We start from the raw sequence: 19052 nt of genomic DNA, 5'->3' as shown, positions 1-19052 counted from the left end.
ATAGATACTCCTTTTTTACTAGAAGTAGTAGTTATATACCTTAATGCTTTAAAGCAAAATGGCCTCTAAGCTCATCACCATTTACTAATGTAATTAAATACCAGAAATCATTTGATTCTAGCATTTTTCCGTTGTAATAGCCATCCCATGAATAATTTGAAGGAATTAATTGCTTAATAAGCTTACCATATCTATTAAAAATAAGTATTTCTTTTACAATACGGTTTCTATCAATAACGGTCCACGTATCATGAGCATTATCGTTATTAGGAGTGAAAAATGCAGGAATAAAAAGGTCTACTTCAATCTGAAAAGAGAGTGATTTAATGATACAGCCATTAAGATCCGTGACATATAACGTGTGAATACCTTCTGTTAGATCATTAAAAACATTGGAGGTTTGAGTACTAGAATAATCAATAGCGTATAAATAGTCTAAAGTTTGATCTGTCATAGTAACCATAAGCGTACTGTTGCTTATTGAAATATTGGATTCATCTAAAGTAAAATCTACCGCGTCATTAATAGTAATGTCAAAACTACTTTCATTAGAGCAGGTATTTGGTGCGGTGCCTATTTCATTATAAATGTATAAGGTTTGCGAATTAGTAATAATATCTCCAGCATTAAATAGGGTTCCTGTACCGCTTGGTCCTGTAAAATAGTTACCGTTGGTTAGTGTAGGTAATGTATATTCTGAACAAATAATTTGGTTAGCCAAGGTATCTACACTTGGAGCACCCGTAATTGTAATATCAAAACTACTTTCATTATGACAAGTGTCTGGAACTGTACCAATTTCAACATAAATATAAATGGTTTGTGTAGTCGAAATGGTATCACCAGCGTTTAGTGGTGTACCTGTACCGTTTGTGCCTGTAAAATAATTACCATTAGTAAGTGTTGGTAAGGTATATAACCCACATTCCGTTTGATCAGAAAGTGTATCTACATTAGGTGTACCACTTACAGTAACCTCAAAACTACTTTCGTTAGAACACGTATTAGGCGCTATTCCTGTTTCGTTATAAATATAAATGGTTTGTGTTGTTGAAATAACCTCACCAGCATTGAGTGGGGTTCCTGTACCATTAGGACCTGTATAATAGTTTCCATCGGTTAGTGCTGGTAATGTGTAATTAGAACACACAGCTTGATTAGCAATGGTATCTACAGCTGGTGCACTAGTAATAGTGACTTCAAAGCTACTTTCGTTATTACAAGTGTCTGGTGCTGTACCAATTTCAATATAAATAAAAATAGTTTGTGTAGTCGAAATGGTGTCACCAGCATTTAATGGTGTACCTGTACCGTTTGAACCTGTAAAATAATTTCCATTGGTAAGTGCTGGTAAGGTGTATGATCCACATTCCGTTTGGTCAGAAAGTGCATCTACATTTGGTGTTCCACTTACTGTTACATCAAAGCTACTTTCATTTGAGCAATCATTTGGTGCTGTTCCAATTTCATTATAAATGTAAATAGTTTGTGTTGTAGAAATAACATCACCAGCATTGAGTTGTGTTCCTGCACCATCTGTTGCAGTATAATAATCTCCGTCAGTTAAGGCAGGTAACGTATAACTTGAACACACAGTTTGATTCGCAATTGTATCTACATCTGGAGTTCCGGTAATAGTCACCTCGAAACTACTTTCATTATGACAAGTGTTTGGTGCCGTGCCTATTTCATTATAAATGTAAATAGTTTGTGTTGTCGAAATAACATCACCGGCATTGAGTTGTGTTCCTGCACCATCTGTTGCAGTATAATAATCTCCGTCAGTTAAGGCAGGTAACGTATAACTTGAACACACAGTTTGATTCGCAATGGTATCTACATCTGGAGTTCCGGTAATAGTCACCTCGAAACTACTTTCATTATGACAAGTGTTTGGTGCCGTGCCTATTTCGTTATAGATGTAAATGGTTTGTGTTGTCGAAATAACATCACCAGCATTGAGTTGTGTTCCTGCACCATCTGTTGCGGTATAATAATCTCCGTCGGTTAAGACTGGTAACGTATAATTTGAACATACGGTTTGATCAGAAAGAGTATCTACAGCGGGACTATCGATAATTAATTGAGCAGCTTTCGTTATTAACGGACAAGAATTATAGTTAACTTCACAGTAATATTGGTTTCCATCAAAACTTAAAGGAGCATTAGTGATTACTAACGCGCTAGTTTGTGCGCCAGAATATGGACTAGCGTTAGCGACATTTACCCAGTTTCCTGAAGCATCAAGAACTTTCCATTGGTATTGGAATATACTAGTATCTAAAGTCGTGTTAAACGTTACAGTACCATTCTCGCAAATGGTTTGTGTTATAGGGTCTATAATATCTGGAATGGTATTCGTAATTGGATCTGCCGTATGTGACCCTAAATCTGAACAATTTTCACTAGAGTCAATAGACCAATCGTTACTGTCGTATGTCGTTTGTGGTATTGGAGCATCCGCATTTCTGATAACGGTATAGCCTCTCTCATCAGGTGAATTTACAACATCAATAAGGATTCCGTTTTTAAATAGTTTGAATTCATCGTTATCATTAATTCCTGTCGGAATATTAAAATCCACATCTAGAGGAGAGCAATTGGTACCGCTTCCCATTTGAATGACAAAAGTACTTAATGGAGCAATTGTCCCTACAATATCACTAAAGGTATTATTGGGTGTCGCGTTTCCTACATCTCCATAGCGTTCTATGATATAAATATTATCGATAACCACAGGAGAGTTTGTAGGGTTGTAAAGTTCTATAACCGCGTAATCACCACTATTGGCATCGTATATTTCTGAAATATATATATCAGCAGGTTCACAATCTGAAGCTATCACTGTAAAATCTGTAGATGACGTTCCTGTGCAACCACCAGTACTTATTATGGAAATGCTAGAAGTATCGACGGCACCTGCAGGTATAATCGCTGTAATTTGAGAATCGTTTATAATTGTAAATGAAGTAGAGACTCCATCAATAGAGACAGAAGCAGCACCATTGAAGTTGCTACCGCTAATAGTGATTAATGTGTTTTCTGGTCCACTAGAAGGTGTAAACGTATTAATTATTGGTGCAGGACAAACGCTCTTGTCTGTTATAACATCGCTACCTACTGTGGCATAAGCGTTGGTTATAAAAAATAAACTTAAGACGTAGGTATAGTGAATTAATAAATTAATGCGCTTCATTGCTTCAAATTAGACGTTGAAAAAATAATTGGTTTTATTTATTTAGATAAACCCAACCTGTAAAAGGTTTAGAATTTGTATTAGGCTCATTTAAATATAAGACATAAAAGTAGGTGCCTACAGGTAATACTTTATCCGTATGCATTAAGCCTTTATTTGCGATTCCGAACCATTTTTTATTGTTATTTCCTTCAAAAATTAAAGTTCCGTATCGGTTATAGACTTCTAATTTATGGTTGGTATAAACGTCATATAAACCTTGAATGTTAAACCATTCATTTTTGTCGTCATTGTTCGGTGAAAAACCAGTAGGTATAATTAATTCTTCTGCTGCAGTTGCAATTTCAAAAGCAATGGATTTAACAATACAACCATTAGAATCTTGCACGTATAAGGTATGTGTCCCTTCTGAAACATTTGTAAATGTATTTTCATTTTGAAAACTAGAACCATCAATAGCATATTCGTATTCAATTGACGTGTCAGACATTGTTATTGTTATAGAATCCCCGTTGATTTCAATATTCGAATCTGTTAGCGTAAAATCTGTTGATGGATAAATTGTTACATCAAAGCTACTTTCGTTATTACAAGTATCTGTAGTGGTACCAATTTCGTTATAAATATAAATCGTTTGTGACGTTAAAATAATCGCACCTGCATTAAGTTGCGTTCCTGTTCCGTTAGTTCCTGTAAAATAGTTACCATCTGTAAGGTTTGGTAAAATAAATTCTGAACAAATCGAAACATCAGAAAGTGTATCTACATTTGGCGTTCCAGTTACGCTTACATCGAAACTACTTTCGTTAGTACAGATATTAGGAGCAACTCCAACTTCGTTATAAATATAAATCGTTTGTGATGTTGATATAATTTCTCCTGCATTTAAAGGTGTACCATTTCCATCAGCAGCTGTGAAATAATTACCATTAGTTATACTTGGTAGTACATATTCAGAACAAACCGTTTGGTCTTCTAATACGCTTACAAGTGGATTACCACTGATAGAAACTGTGAAGCTAGATTCGTTTTGACACGTATTAGGTGCAGTGCCGGATGTATTAAATATATAGATGGTTTGAAAAGATGTTATAATATCACCAGCATTAAGCTGAGTTCCTGTTCCGTTAGTTCCTGTATAGTAATTTCCGTTAGTCAGTACAGGTAATGTATAGATAGAACAAACCGTTTGGTTTGGCAACGTATCTACTTCAGGATTTGAAACCTCAAGATGAGCTGCATTTGAAACAAGGTTACAACCCGTAGATGACATCATACAGTAATATTGTAATCCATTAAAACTAGCTGGAGTATTAGTAATGTTTAATGTGCTAGTGGTTGCACCAGAATAATTACTATCGTTACTAACGTTTACCCAGTTTCCAGAAGTATTAAGGACAAGCCATTGGTACGAATACGACCCTGTATTTACAGATACGGAAAAGGTCGCTGTACTGTTCTCGCAAATAGCTTGATTGTTTGGATGTGTAATATTTGGTGTAGAGCTAGAGTCAGCTGTATGTGAACCTAAATTTGAGCAATCTTCATCCTCTAACAATAACCATTCGTTAAGATTAAATGTTGTACTCGGTGAAGCTGCATCCGCATTTCTGATAAAGCTGTAACCAATTTCATCATCGGTGTACATCACATCAATGACAGTTCCATTTTTTACTAATTTAATTTCGTCATCTTCATTAATACCAGCAGCTACTGATGTACCAGCAGTTAAGCCACTACACGTATTGCCTGTACCACCCATTTCGATAATATAAGTACTAAGAGGCGCAATAGAGCCTTCTAGTGGGATTGTAGCACTTGGAGTTGCATTACCGATATCTCCAAAACGTTGTACTTCGTAAATGGTATTTAAACTAATAGCGGTGTTGGTTGGGTTGTAGAGTTCTATAACACCATAGCTTCCTCCGTCAGAATCATAAACTTCTGAGATGTAAATCTCGTCAGCAGAATTACAATCAGAATTTAATAAAGAAAAGCTAGTAGCAGTTGTGGTGTCGCATCCACCAGAAGTCGTTAGCGTTATATTAGAACTGTCAGTAACCCCAGAAGGAACCGTAATTGAAATTTCAGTATCACTTAGTATTGTAAAGCTTGCAGTTACACCATTAAAATCTACAGAGGATGTCGTTGAAAAATTACTTCCATCAATTGTGATCTCTGTATTTACAGGTCCACTTGCAGGATTAAAAGTGTTTATAATTGGTGCCGGACAAGCAGTGCTATCGGCTTTGTAGGTTGAATAATTTGTGTTATTAATTAAAAAATAACCGTTAAAAATTAGAACGAGGGGGAATAATAAAAAAGTATAATTCTTCATTTAGTTTAGATAAAAATAGTGAGCAAAAATATGTAATAAATTACTCTTATTTATTAAGTAATAGTTATGCTTATTTTTTGCTCAAATAAGGGTTGAGTTAGTTATCACAAAAATAGAAGATTAAGTGATAACTCAAAATGTGAAGAATAGTATTTGTAGTGTAAAGTCAATCAGTTGATTAGATATTTCTGATTTCTTTTATCGTGTTATTTTGTATTTCGAAGATGCTAGATATTAGTTTTTTTTTGTTAAAAACCAAATTTCAATTTTAAATAGCTGTAATTTGAACCTTTATAGGGCTATTACAAAATTGATATAAAATAAAAGTGCAGCGTTTTAAATACGTTACAAAATATCTTTTTAGTGGTAAAGTAGAATAGAAAACAATGAGACACAAATGTCAATTATCTCCGTAACGCAAAATGGCCAGTATAAGTTTTGTTATCAATGAATTTAGCGACGAACCAATAATCATCACTAGGAAGAGGTTTTCCTTTTAATGTACCATCCCAACCACGATTTGAAGCCGTTAATAGCGTCATCAATTTACCGTAACGATTATAAATCTGAATAGCTGCTATTTGGTCGAATTGCGCATCAGTACCAATAACTTGCCAAGTTGGGTTATCGTCATCTCCATTTGGTGTAAAGAATTTTGGAAACCCTAATACCGAAATGATTTCTTCTTGAGTACCACAACCATTTTTATCTCTGATATATACGGTGTGAAAGCCTTTGGAAACATTAGTAAACACTAAATTGTCTTGGTAGATTCCGTCGATGTCATCTAATGCTATTTCATAATCTCCTTCACCAGAAAGTGTGATGGTTACCGTGTTATTTGGTGCTACACCAACCACGTTGACACTTTCTATTGTCGCTAGTTCTGAGGCTAAAACCGTAATTATTCTACTAGAAGAACAGCCATTTGGATCTGTAACTATGACCGTATAAACACCAGGTTCTGTTGCCTCATAAAATAGAGTAGTCACATCCGTTATACTGCCATTAAATTGCCATTCGTAATAGTAATTGTTAGGTAAATCATTAAGCACGCCGCCATAAATTGTAAGTGGTTCTGGGAACGTGTTTAAACAATATAATACCGTTTCATTAGCTTCTAAAACAGGAGTATAAAGAACATTAAGGTTTACTGTAGAAATACCATAACACTGATTGTTATTCGTGATTTTTACGTAAATCGTTTGTGTATAGGCTACCGTGTTTTCAAAACTATCCGATAATTGATTAGATTCACTTAAAGCGTCTTCTTCTGTTTCGTAATAACGTACTTCAGCACCTATGGGAATCTGATTTTGAATAGAGGCTTGAATATTAGATAAATCAAAAGTGGTAAAACCATCTATAACTTCGCCGTCACAAGCTTCGAGATTAGGGATGTATACCGTGTTATTTGATGTTTGTAATTCTAATTCTGCAATGTCAAAGCAATTCGCTTGATTTATAACTCTAGCATAAACAGTTTGAAAAGGGATCGTATTCTGAAAAGCTTCCGGATTTGTAATCGGGTTTATATTTGCAATGGCATCTGATTCGGATAAGAAAAAGGCATCAACAACGATGTCTTGATTTCCGTTGATTAAATCTAAAGAGGCATCAAATAAATCATACATTGATAATCCATCTTGGTTACTATCGCATTCAATTAAAATAGAATCAACTCCAGTAGGTAATGGTGCATATTCAATGAGAACTTCTCCGTATGAAATACAACCATTGGCTAAAGTAACTTCAACGTTGTACGTTCCTTCTTCGGTAACATTATATTTACCACAATTGATACAATTGCTTGGTTGAGATTCAACTAAGACACCATCTTTATACCAATCGTATACATTTTGACCATCTTGATATGCATTCAACTTAACAGCTTCTCCTTCACAGAGCGCATTATTTGTAGCAAGTAATAAATTTGGACCTAAATCTGAAGAGAGTTCAAAACTACCAGCCTCTAAAAAAACGGCAGAATCGTACCTGTAATTCTGTTCATCAGCAATGACTAATTTGACATGGTAGGTGGTGTTCGGTTCTACATTTGCTGTAGCAGTTAAAATAGCAGTCTGACCATTAAAATTAATGGGAGCATTACTATCATTATAATTACCAAAATAGGTTTCATTTTCTGGAGGACAACTGCCTTGAACGCCTGGCATTACAGTCGTCACTTTAACAGGTGTGTCTGTGTCTGGGACTAAAGCTATATTTTCATATTGCTCTTGTCCGATTGCCGGCTTAATTAAGAAACCAAACAAATCAGAGTATTGGCAGGTGTTAGAATTATTTTCTTGATACTCTTCTGAGGCAAAAATGTACCTAAAACTTACCTGTGAGGCCACTGACGTAAACTCAAATTCTAAAATAGTAGCATTTGTTGTTCCAGATTCATTTAGAGCATTTTCTAAATCAATATCTCCATTCCAATCAGTAGCATCATCATCACTTAGGTTGTCATTTGGTCCAGGGACATTTACTAACCTTCCTGTGCTTAAAACAATACCACTTTCAAAAGGAAAGTTTGAGCCTGAAGCTTCAAAATAACCATAGCTTTGATCGGTGCCACTAAAGTCACCGCCAACGACATTGGTTACAGTGATGTTGCTTATGCAATCACTATCGATTAAAATATTTTCTATAAGTTGCTGAGGTGTATAGGTTTGACTATCTACTGAAATATTTTGCGCATAGTTCAATAGAGAAAATAAAAGGACAATAGCCTGTAGTATATGCTTCATTTTCATTTTAAGGGACTGCAAAGATACACTTCTATGGATTATCTAAATTGTAATACGATGTTAAAAAAGATGATAGGTTTTTATTAACGACGAAGCGCAAAATGGCCTCTGACTTCAAAAGCAATATTACCTTGTTTTATTTCTGCCAAAAACCAATAATCTGTGGCTGGCATGTTATAACCGTTATAAGTTCCGTCCCAGCCTTGTGTGCTAGAACTCAATTGTTTTATGAGCTTTCCGTAACGATTAAATACATAAACTATACTACCAGGTAAGGTTTCTATGCCTATAATATGCCAAGTGTCGTTTTGTGTATCACCATTAGGAGTGAAAAAGGGAGGTGCATCTACAACAACAACTTCCTTTGTTACTTCTGCACAACCATTTAGATCAATAATGGTAACTGTATGATAGCCTAAGGCAACATTTTCAAAAACATTAGATTCTTGTGGGTCGTTATCGTCTAAAATATAGAGATAATTACCAATACCACTGATGGTGATTGTAATATTGTTTGGGTCAGAGAAATCTACCGTTTCTGTTAAATCTATAGTTGCAGATTCAGAAGCTGTTACATTGAAAGTGCTTGTGGTTGTACAGCCATGTTCTGAAGTTACGGTAACAGAATAAGTGCCAACGTCTGTAATTTCAATTTCAGAACCAATTTGGTTATTTGACCATAAAAAAGTGTCTGACTCATAAAAGGTATTGGCAGAAACCACCAACGGTAAATTATCGATACAAACCACTTGATTTGGAATGTTGACGTAAGGTTTTCGGTTTACAATTAATGAAAAATCAACTAGACTGTAACAGCCAGTGGTATTGTTTTCTATTCGAGCTGTAATGATTTCGTTAGTATTACCATTGTATGAATCTGCATTTAGTGGGTTTATGCCCTCAAGGGCATCAAGAATGTTGTTAAAGTAAGCTACACTATAATTAGAAGGGTTTTGAAATCCTAAAATAGTTGCTGTTTGTTGATTTAAGTTGAAATCAAAATAACCATCAAAATCATCATCACAAACAGTTAGATTTGGTGGTTGATTTGCAATTGGTAAAGGATTAACACGAAGTTCAAAAGGATGAATATAATAACAATGCGTAGTGCTAAATTCGATTCGCGCAAAAATGATATCATTGGTACTTAAATAGGTGTAATTTGTATCTAAGGCATTTTGATTAGCAATAGCATCTGCTTCTGATGAAAAATAACTAAAAAGCACATTGTAATTAGTGTCAACAATAACGTCGTTTATTGTGGTTAAATCGAAACTATTTATATCGTTTTCACAAGTGTCAAAGATCTCGAAAGTATTTGTAGCAGGCGGTAGATTGACATTTAATTCTAAAGGCACAAATGTGAAGCAATCAGCAACCGTATTATAAACTTTTATGAATATAGTTTGAGGATTGCTGGTGTTATAATAATTAGTAGGATTTAAAATAGGGTTGTTGTCTACCTGTAAATCGTCTAATGACGTAAAATATGAGATTATATTATCTGGATTTGGTGTTGTAAACAATTCATCTTCAGCAGTGGTTAAATTGAAAGGTGTGCTAGCGTCATAATTAGTATCACATTCTAAAAGTGGATTAGGAATATTAGGATGTGGATTAACAATTAAGTTAAAATCAGTAATGCTGTAGCATCCGGTGTCGTTATTTTCAATTCGGACTATCACTTGCTGATTTGTTGTTGTATGAGGAGATGAAATAAGATTGTCTCCTGTTTCTGCATCAGTGAGGTTTAAATGATAGGTTACCGTAAAATCATCAGGGTTTTGAGTGCCTAAAATGATGCCCGTTTGAGATTCAAGATTAAAAGATGCTATACCATCATTAGAGTCGTCATCACAAGCTTCAATATCATTTGGTGTATTGGCAATTGGAGAGGGGTTAACTTGAAGTATAAAATCATATACAAAGAAGCATCCCGTATCAGGATGTTCAATGCGAACAAAAATAACGTCGTTCACAGTTTGGTAATTGTAATCTAAGTCTAATGGATTTATGCTATTTTCAGCATTATTAAACGTTTCATAATAAGTAAGTGTCGCTGCAATCCCAGGGTTAATTAGGACGGATTCAATTTCTGAAAGGTCGAAACTAGTTGTTGGATTATCGCAAATTTCGTAGACTTCAAAATCATTGAAAGGAGGAGGAAGATTTACAATTAATTCTAGTGGAACGTTAACGAAACAATTACTTAAAGTGTTGTTTATTTTAACAAAAGCAGTTTGTGGATTACTAATGTTATTATAATTTTCGGGATCTGGAATAGCATTGATATTGGCTTCCAAATCGTCTAAGGTTTCAAAATAGGTGACTTCGATATTATCTTGTCTTACACCGAGTATTTCAATTTCGGAAACGGTTAAATCCCAAGTTAAAATACCATCATAATTATCATCACATCGCGCAATTGGGGTCGACGAATTAACAATAGGAGCAGAAATTACATTAATATCAAAAGCAGAGATGCCTTTACAGTAATTACCGTTATCGACTCTTGCATAAAGTTCTTGGGGATTTGTGGAGTTGGTGTAATTTAACGGAACAGGATTACTATTATTCATCGCATCTATAGCAGATACATGAAATGAAATATCTAAAGTTTCTGGACTACCAGCAATCATTTCCGCAATTTTATCGTTTAAATCTATGGTTATAAAACCATCATTACTGATGTCGTCACAGACAAAAATGTTTTCGGCAGCATTAAAAATAGGAATGGATCCGACCTCAATATCAAAAGAAGAGGTGCCATAACAATCAGAATCCGTAAAGCTTTCGACTCTAACATATATCGTTTGAGGACTCGACGTATTATTGTAAATGGAATATTTATCTATCACATTAATACCAGCGAGAGCGTCTGCTTCTGTTTCATAATAAAGCACTTGTTTATCTGGCTGCCCATTGAGTATTTCATCATCCTTTAAATAGAAATAAAAATCAGCAACTCCCGTAATGTCGGCTTCACAGTTTTCAAAATTTGTAATCGATATAAATTCGGGTAAAGTATTCACATAAATATAGAAACCAGAAAGACTATAACAGCCTGTTGTTTCATTTTCTACGCGCGCATAAATGTACTGAGTAGCCGTAGAATAATTTTGAGGATCTAAAATGACATTGTCACCTTCAATAGCATCGTTATAGTTATTGTAAAAGCTAATTTCAACACCAACCGTTGATGGTACTATTTCTGGAATTTTAGATTCTAAGTTTACTACAGAGATGCCATCATCATTATCATCGCAAATAATGATAGATTCCGGATACAGTATACTAGGCGCACTAACAACATTGACTTCTAGCGTAGAAATATCATAGCATTCTGTTTGAAAATTGATAACTCTTATATAAAATAACTGTGGGTTAGCGGTGTTGTAATGATAATCTGGTAGTATATTTTCATTATTTATAGCATCGTCTTCTGTGAGATAATATTTTACATTTCCGGCCTGTACACCTTGTAGCGCAACGCTATTAAACGTATCCATAATTAAAGTTGTAAAACCATCATCATCTTCATCACAATAGTCAACACTTTGTGGTGTTAATATTACAGCAGGCGAAATCTGTAATACAACATCCACATAACCTATACATTCTCCATCGACTAGAGTAGCATAAATCGTTGTCACATTATTTATAACATTGAATGGTATATTTTTATCCAATTCATTTGTGTTGTTCGTTCTGTCATCTTCTGTAAGAAAGAATTGAACTTCAAATTCGTCATAACCATCTATAAGTTCTATTTCAACATCATTCAAATCAAAATCAGCGATACCATCATTAGAAATGTCATCACAAACGATAAAGACCTGACCAGAAAAATTTGTTTTTATAATGTTAGCGTACAACCCTAGCTTCGTAATGGTATAACATCCAGTTGTAGGGTCCTCAACACGGATATAGAGAAGCTGAAAACCTTCAGTTGTATTTTGGTAATCTTCAGGGTCTGCAATAGGGTTAAGATTATTGTGTGCGTCAAATTCAGTAACATGAAAACTGACATCTAAACCTGTAATTCCTTGTAAAACATCATCTATGATGCTTGTTAAATCAAAATCTTCAAAACCATCGTCATCCTCTTCACAAGCATTAATCCATTGATCTTCTGTGTTTGTTGCGGGGCTGTCCTGCATCTGAACTGATAGTGTCGTTGTAGAAAAACAGCCAGTTAGGGCATCATAAATTCTAACATATAATGTTTGCGACGTATTGAGGTTAGCATATGGTGAAAAAATTGGATTTTGACCTAAATCGGCTTCAGGCTCTGAAAAATGATAAGAGACATACAAATTGGGATTTCCGTTTGTAATTTGATCATTAGCAACATTTAAATCTACAAATGTAAAACCATCTAAAGTAGCGTCTTTACATGCTACAATAGGATCAGGGTCTTCATATTCAGGTTTTTCATTCACAATTAAATTGAATGTAGAAAAGGCTAAACACCCATTTACAGTATCTTCAATTCTAACAAATATGGGTTGTGGTGAACTTGTGTTTTGAATAGTACCTGTAATAGGACTGCTATTATTTTCAGCGTCTTCGCTCGAGTAGTGGTAGCTAATATTGTAGTTTGAAGGAGGTACAGAAGCCAATACCTCAATGTCTTTAGTTGAAAGATCAAAATTCTCTACACCATCATTAGAATCATCATCGCAATACACAATATCTGAAATTTGAGTTGAGGATTGCTCAGAGTCGAGCGTGATTTCAATAGTGTCTTCAATAACACAGGAAGTCGCGTTAAGTTGTATGGTAATTTCAACTTTATATGTACCAGAAGATAATACGTTTAAAGTTGCATTATTTTCACCTGTTATTAGAACGTCATTCTTATACCAGTTATATGAGGCTTGCGGATTTTGGATATCTCCGTTGATGGTGACGGAATCTCCACATGTGGTGATATTAGGACCAAGATCTACATTAGCGTTAAAACTATTACCTTCTATAAACACTGCGGAATCAAAGTTATTATCGGTTTGATCTGCAATAATTAATTTAATTTGATATTCTACATTTGGCTGAATTGCCGCAGTAGCTGTTAATACAGTTGTTCGTCCATTATAATTAGTGTCCCCAACATTATAACCTTCAAAAAAGGCTTCGTTTTCGGCAGCACAAAAGCCTTCAATTTGGTCGTGTATCGTATTGGTATTTACTGGAGTGCTAGTCCCTGGAACAAGTGCAATATTAGAATATGGGGCAGAAGAGCCAGCTTCTCTAATTAAAAAGGCAAATCCATCAGAATAAAAACAAGGAAATTCTTGTTGATATTCCTCAGAGGCGAGCAAATAATTAAATTGAATTTGATTCGCAACGGATATAAAGTTGAATTGTATTGAGGTGGCATTTTGTGTATTAGTAATTCCTAAAGCGTTTTCTAAGTCTAAATCAGTTAGCCATGTGTCATCACCTTCATTTAATGGATTGCTATTGAGTATGTTTCCTGCGGAATTTACGTCGCCTGTGGTCAGTAAAATGCCATTTTCAAAAGGGAAACTAGAATCTGCACGATCAAAATAACCGTAACTGTTAATGCCATTTATTGACCCATTAATACTTGAAGATATGTTAGAAATTTCAACACAATTTTGTCCTAGATTTTGTTGGATCAATTGTTCTAAGAGTAAAGAGTCGTCCGTTGTTATTTGTTGTGAATAGCTACAATTAATACCAAAAAGGGTAATAACGAGAAAAAAAATTAAGTTAGGTCTCACAGTTTTAGTTTAAAAAAAAGCTTACGTAAAACAAGTATAATTTTAGGTAAAGCGATTTAGGTGAGAAAAAAATACTGAAAAATCACCAATAATGAGTTTTTTTAAGGATAAGTAACCTTTTTAATTGGATGAATGACCATTGAATAAAACACCCAATTGTTGTAATAAAAGTTTAACGCCTCAGTGTAAAATGACCTTTTACTTGAAATTCTTTTCCATCTTGTATCACATCTGCCACAAACCAATAATCTCCTGCTGGCATTTTTGTACCATTATAAGTCCCATTCCAACCTAGAGAGTTATGATTAAGTTGTGTCATTAGTTTTCCATAGCGATCAAAAACATTGATAATAGTTCCTGGTAGTGTTTCAACACCTGCAATGTGCCAAGTATCAAAATCGCCATCATCGTTGGGCGTTAAATGTTTTGGTGTGTCTATTACAAAAACATCTTTGGTAATACTAGCACAACCATTTTGATCTATAATAGTAATGGTGTTTTGTCCTATTGGGACATTTTGAAATACATTAGATAATTGAAAAGGATTAGTGTTAAGTTGGTATAAGTAATTACCAATACCAGTAACGGTTACCGTAATATTGTTAGGATCTGAAAAATCTATAGTCTCAACAACATCAATCGTAGCAGACTCAGATTCCGTAACATTAAATGTAGTAGTGTATGTACAACCATATTGGTTTGTTATGGTAACAAAGTAAGAACCTATGGCATTAATTTCAATTTCTGATGAGGTTTCTCCTGTAGACCATTGGTAAGTATCAGAAGTAGTATTAGTGTTAGCAGAAACTAATAGCGGTAAATCATTTAAACAAATAACTTGGTCTGGAATTGAAATATTAGGCAGTGAATTAATAACTGTTGAAAACTGGGTTATATCATAACAGCCTGTATTATTATTTTCTAATCGAACATAGATGATTTCACTATCAAAAACATTATAATTAGAGTGTAATGGGTTTCTATCTTCAATCGCATTAATATTAGAGTTGTAATAGGTTATAGAAAAATCATTTGAATTTTGATTCCCTAAAATGGCTGAATTTTGCTGCGTTAAATCAACTGATACATAGCCGTCAAAATCATCATCACATACAATGAGATTATCAGGAGTATTGGCTACAGGTAAAGGGTTAATGACTAATTGAAACGGATAAACAACATAACAATGTGTTGTATTAAACTCTACTCTAATGTATAGGGTTTCTGTGGTGTTGGTGTAAAAATAATTTGAATTTAAGGCGTTTTCATTAGCCTCAGCATCCACTTCATTGGAGAAATAGTTAATAACGACATTGTAAGTATTGTCAATTAGTAGTTCATTAATATCCAACAAATCGACACTGTTTTCTGTGTTTTCACAGATACTGAAAGTTTCAAATTCGTTGATTAATGGAGGGCTGTTAATTATTAATTCAAAAGGAACAATATCAAAACAGCCAGTTGTGTTATTTATGATTTTGGAGTACAAAGTTTGAGGAGAGGATGTATTCGTATAAAACTCCGGACTAATTATAGGATTATTATCTGTTAATGCATCATCTTCAGATTCAAAATAGGTAAATCCGATGTTGTATTGTCTTCCTTCTAAAATTTCTAATTCAATTTGGGTTAAATTCCAATCTAGTGAAAAATTGTTATTGTTAGCGCACGCAGTAATAGATTTGCCAAATTGTATATCTGGAAGTGAAAGCGTATTCATACTAAAAGTAGGTGTTTCAAAACATCCCGAATTTATGTTTTCTACTCTTGCATAAATTATTTGAGGGTTACTTGTTGCCGTGTAAATTAAAGGAATGGCATTAGATCCAAGTTCAGCATTAAGTGGTGTGAGGTGAAAAGAAACGTTTAATTCTGTTGGACTCCCAGCGGTTATATCATTTATTATATTACTTAAATCTGCTGTAACTAAACCTGTTTTATCGATATCACATTCAAAGATGTCTATTGGATTATTATAAATAGGAGCTTGGCGTGCTTCTATTTGCATAGGAGCAATCTTATAACAATTATTTTCAGCTTCATTTTCTAATCGTACATAAAGCGTTTGTGGATTTGATAATGGAAGATAATTTATTGTTTTGTCAATAGGATTTAGCCTGTTTACAGCATCATTTTCAGATTCAAAATAAAGCACTTGCATACCCACTTGTCCATTGATAATCTCTAAGTCTTTGGTCGCTAATAAAAATTCTGGATCCTCATTTAAATCTATGCCACAATAAATATAATCATCAATTGCATCTATATGTGGGTTGGCATAAATTTGAATATCGTACTTAAATACCGTGAAGCATTCTAAAGAACCTATTTCTCCTCGGATATATACTGTATTTGTTTCTGTTGTGTAACTGTTTGGGTTGATTATAGGTGTGGCTTTAGTAACGGCTTCATCGTAACTTTCAAAAAAAGAAAAATTTAAATTGGTAGCATCTCCAGCTAATTCAGGAATAACACTTTCTAAATTTATAGTGGCAATACCGTCCTGATCGTCGTCACAAATAACTAAAGGTTCTGGATCACTAGCTTCAATTGCGTTTGTAATATTTACCTGAAGAGTTGAAACATCATAACAACCTAAAAACATATTTGAAACCCTTATATAAAAAATTTGTTGATTACCAGCAACATCATAACTTTCTATAAGTTCGTTCTCTTGGTTTTCAGCGTCATCAACAGTGAGATAAAATTGAACAGGATTATTAATGTTTGTTCCAGGAAAAACAGTTTGAACCAATGGCTCTAAAACAATATTAGTTGTATTTGTAACAGGATTTGTATTACCACAATAATCAATAGACATAGGAGGTACATAAAATCCAGGCTTAACTATTAAGTCTATTCTAGAAACAAGAGAACAATTAGCGTAACTTGATCCTAGATATAATGTTTCGGAATTTATAACTGTAAAAGGTGTGTTTAGATCTAATGGATTGATACCAGATAAAAGATCTGATTCTGTTTCATAGAGTTGTAGATCTATATCATCATAGTCACCTTTAAACTCTTCCACGACTTCAATAAGGTTAAAATCTACAATTCCATCATTGGATTGATCATCACATCGAGACACCTCTAATACATTAGTAACCCTATTATATAAAAGATTTTTATGAAGTTCTAAGATCATAAATTTTGGACAGTTCTCATCGATATACCTTATACTAATAGGTATCACATATTTGGTTTCGGACGTTGTGAATATTGGACTGCCACCTGTTCCAAGGAGGATTTCTAGTTGTACTGTAATACCGGGATAAGTGGTTTCGATTTCTTCAAATATTTCAATTATATTATAATCCGCAGGTATCGTGTTATAGTTATAAGAATTTCCATCTATGGTTTCGCTATAATTAGGATCCATGCACAAATCGAATATGTAGCGTTCTATACCGATATCTGGTTCTGGTATATAATCTAAGTGAATAGGAACTATTGCAGGGCAAACACTTGAGTCATCTAGTATCCGTGCATAAAACAAATCTGGCTCGTTACTTAATGAAGGGAATTCAGTTAGCTCATTCTCTATATTTACAGCATCATCTTCTGTATGATAAAAGTAAACAGTTGTGTCTAAATTAAAATTTGAAACTACAGTTCCTAAGAAATTTAAATCATTAAAAACGGCTTCTACGAGTTCACCATTACAAACATCTATAGTATATTCTAGAGTGTCTGGAGAATCGCTAACCGAAATTTCAAAACTACCTACTTGAAGACAATCACCACTTAAACTTTCAATCCTAACAAAAATAGTTTCAGTTTGTTCTGTATTTTGATAAAGTCCTGTAATGGTATTTGTGTTATTTTGAGCTGCTTCTATAGTTGGGTGATAACTTATTATATAATTCGTGGATGGTAAATTGGCATAAATTTCATCATTTTTTTCAGTAAAATTGAAGTCATTGGTGCCATCACTGTCAAAAGGATTACAAACTAACCAATTGTTAATAGGTAAGGCTTCTTGAAATGGTATAATTTCTATAGCAATAGAATCGCTTAAGGTACAATTACCGCTAACCGTTGGTATGCTCACTTCAACATCGTAGGTTCCAGACGTACTAACTTCTAGCGTGGGATTGTTTTCTCCAGCAATAGGATTACCGTTTAATAGCCACGTATAGCTTGCAGAAGTATTATTGATGTCAGCATCTAGGGTTAGGTCACTACCACAGATATTTTGATCTGGACCTAAGTTTATTGAAGCCCCAAAACCATTAGCTTCAATAAACACAGCAGAATCATAACGTTGATCAATATGATCTGCAATTATCATTTTTATTTGGTAAGTTTCATTTGGAAGTATATCTGCACTTGCAGTTAAAACTTCTGTACTGCCATTAAAATTAGTATCACCAGAATTATAACCTCGAAAATAGTTCTCGTTTTGTGCATCACAAAATCCTGTTATCGATGGGTGAATGGTATTAGTGCTAACTTCTGTTGTCGTTTCTGGAACTAAAGCAATATTAACATAAGGGTCTGTTGTGCCAGCACGTTTAATTAAAATAGCAAAGACATCTTGAAAATTACAAGGGTATTCTTGTTGATATTCTTCTGAAGCAAATAAATAATTAAAGGAAATAAAGTTATTAGGAGATGAAAAATCGAATTCAATCGTTGTGGCATTAAGGGTTTGATCTATATTCAGAACATTAAGGATATCAGGATCTGTCACCCAGTCTAAATTCCCTTCACTTAGATCTTGAGGATTTTGTGGATCTCCAGCAGAACTCACACGACCTGTAGATAAAATTATACCATTTTGTAGTGGAAAGTTTGTGCCATTATTATCGAAAGCACCATAGCTAACAATATTATTGATACTGCCATTTATTGGAGAAGACAAGTTGCTTACTGTAACACAATTACTGCCAACTAAATTCTGAATAAGTTCATTTGGCTGTTGCGTATTGTCTGTCGTTATTTGCTGTGCATATGTGAAATATATGTGCACGAAAAGATATAGAAATAGAAGTATATTTTTCTTTTTCATTAGA

The 19052-nt window shown here is 34.1% G+C and carries 5 protein-coding genes; all 5 read right to left on the bottom strand.

Annotation, left to right across the window (positions count from 1 at the left end):
* Nucleotides 1–40: 40 nt before the first annotated feature.
* The gene (locus tag BLT80_RS11550; RefSeq protein WP_092468124.1) at nucleotides 41–3196 is read right to left on the bottom strand and encodes a T9SS type B sorting domain-containing protein; all 3156 of its coding nucleotides are present in this window, start codon (nucleotides 3194–3196) and stop codon (nucleotides 41–43) included.
* A gap of 34 nt (nucleotides 3197–3230) precedes the next feature.
* Nucleotides 3231–5534: a T9SS type B sorting domain-containing protein gene (locus BLT80_RS11545; RefSeq protein ID WP_092468122.1), complete on the bottom strand. Its 2304-nt coding sequence runs from the start codon at nucleotides 5532–5534 to the stop codon at nucleotides 3231–3233.
* 404 nt (nucleotides 5535–5938) lie between these two features.
* Nucleotides 5939–8287: a choice-of-anchor L domain-containing protein gene (locus BLT80_RS11540; protein WP_092468120.1), complete on the bottom strand. Its 2349-nt coding sequence runs from the start codon at nucleotides 8285–8287 to the stop codon at nucleotides 5939–5941.
* Nucleotides 8288–8370: 83 nt separating this feature from the next.
* Nucleotides 8371–14034 carry a T9SS type B sorting domain-containing protein gene (locus tag BLT80_RS11535; protein WP_092468118.1) on the bottom strand — a complete coding sequence of 1888 codons (5664 nt, stop codon included), beginning with the start codon at nucleotides 14032–14034 and terminating at the stop codon, nucleotides 8371–8373.
* Nucleotides 14035–14206: 172 nt separating this feature from the next.
* Nucleotides 14207–19048 carry a T9SS type B sorting domain-containing protein gene (locus BLT80_RS11530; RefSeq protein WP_092468116.1) on the bottom strand — a complete coding sequence of 1614 codons (4842 nt, stop codon included), beginning with the start codon at nucleotides 19046–19048 and terminating at the stop codon, nucleotides 14207–14209.
* Between the last annotated feature and the right edge of the window lie 4 nt (nucleotides 19049–19052).

This window comes from Winogradskyella thalassocola (assembly GCF_900099995.1).
Lineage (GTDB): Bacteria > Bacteroidota > Bacteroidia > Flavobacteriales > Flavobacteriaceae > Winogradskyella > Winogradskyella thalassocola.
The sequence above is the reverse complement of the archived record's forward strand: the minus strand, read 5'-3'. Positions and strand labels throughout refer to the sequence as shown.

Bases quoted from the DNA above. Each gene is read 5' to 3' on its own strand.
- BLT80_RS11550 (WP_092468124.1), bottom strand. From the start codon at position 3,196: ATGAAGCGCATTAATTTATTAATTCACTATACCTACGTCTTAAGTTTA.
- BLT80_RS11545 (WP_092468122.1), bottom strand. From the start codon at position 5,534: ATGAAGAATTATACTTTTTTATTATTCCCCCTCGTTCTAATTTTTAAC.
- BLT80_RS11540 (WP_092468120.1), bottom strand. From the start codon at position 8,287: ATGAAGCATATACTACAGGCTATTGTCCTTTTATTTTCTCTATTGAAC.
- BLT80_RS11530 (WP_092468116.1), bottom strand. From the start codon at position 19,048: ATGAAAAAGAAAAATATACTTCTATTTCTATATCTTTTCGTGCACATA.